Below are 1,306 nucleotides of genomic sequence, written 5' to 3' on the forward strand. Positions count from 1 at the left end.
TAAATACAGTAATCAATAAACGGCTTAAGAGTTTCTCAAGAATTAACAAAGTCATCTCCATTAGAAAAAGTATTTCGTATAAGTGACTTTGTAGAACTGCTTAAACTAGCTAGGCTGTAACTCTAAGTCTTACCTCGCTCAGCGAAGCGTCTCGCTTCGTTGCTGTCATAAGGCCTCTGGCCTACTTAATAAAAATGCTGAAATACCTGATGTACATAAAAATAAGGCTAGAAGCCTTGCCAAATACGACATAGCGAGACGCTATGCCGAGCCTATACTTTGGTATTATGTTGCTACGCTGAGCGAGGGCTTATTCGTAAGAAAAAGCCAGGGCTTTCATCCAGACTTTAATATTATTTCGAGTATTCTGGCACTCGCCGTTCTATTTCTCCCATTAAGCTCAAAAGCTTTTGTTTATTTGCTTCTTGCTTTTCTGCACTAATTGGTATTTCTCTAGTCAAAATTAAATATTTCCCAGTTTCCGTATGTTCATATTCTATCCCCTCCAAATCATCTGGGATAGCTATTTCATAATCATTTGAAAAATACGTAAGCCATCCTAAGGGGGCTTTGTAGCCTCTCGCAACCTTATTGATATCTTTATCGAAAATTTTAATCACCGAATAATCAACAAGAAAAGACTCTTTGGTTGTGTCCAAAAAGAACTTAGCCTTTTCAAAGGAATCAAAGCAAATTGGATTTGTAACGATATTACCTATTTTCGATTTGAAATTATCTGAATGTTGAAAGCTGAAATTCAAAGTTATTAATGTTTCCTCATGAATTTTTGTTTGTAATCCAATTTATATAATAGATTCATCCATTGTAAAATCAAAGTTCGGATTTTCGACTTTATCCATTTTCCGAATTTCTTCGGTATTCTGATGCAAAATTTCTTCAGCTAATTGCTGTTCAGCATTATCAGTATCAACTTTTATATGTTGATTCAAAGCTTTTTTCTCAGAAACCACATTTAACTGACTATAATTTTCATCAAACAAGACCATGTTTTTATAAAAGCTAATAATCTGCTCTGCAATCTGAGCAATAGATAGTTTCTCTCTTCTTAGAGTTATCAATGGCACTAACTTGGCAAGCTTCATATTTAATTTATAATTGTTTGTTGAACTACATGAATTACCCCGCTACCGCACGAGTCCTCTCGTGTGGTTTTACTTTACTACCACCACATCTTCTAACATCCCAAGTTCTCCACTATAATCCCTTGCACTACTGTATACATAATCTTCTGGTTGAAATACCAAGCCCTCTTCTACCGGATTATTATGGATATAGTTTATTTTCT

At 34.8% G+C, this 1,306-nt stretch carries 2 protein-coding genes; both read right to left on the reverse strand.

The features are described 5' to 3' along the window. Positions 1-353 precede the first annotated feature (353 nt). A complete protein-coding gene (locus A8B35_RS22905; protein WP_075604139.1) occupies positions 354-761 on the reverse strand; it encodes a hypothetical protein in 408 nt (135 codons plus the stop codon). Positions 762-803: 42 nt separating this feature from the next. Next, positions 804-1,103: a hypothetical protein gene (locus A8B35_RS22910; RefSeq protein WP_075604140.1), complete on the reverse strand. Its 300-nt coding sequence runs from the start codon at positions 1,101-1,103 to the stop codon at positions 804-806. Positions 1,104-1,306 lie beyond the last annotated feature (203 nt).

Origin of the sequence: Saccharicrinis aurantiacus (assembly GCF_001660705.2) — a bacterium.
GTDB classification, from domain to species: domain Bacteria; phylum Bacteroidota; class Bacteroidia; order Bacteroidales; family Marinilabiliaceae; genus Saccharicrinis; species Saccharicrinis aurantiacus.

Bases quoted from the DNA above. Each gene is read 5' to 3' on its own strand.
- A8B35_RS22910 (WP_075604140.1), bottom strand. From the start codon at position 1,103: ATGAAGCTTGCCAAGTTAGTGCCATTGATAACTCTAAGAAGAGAGAAA.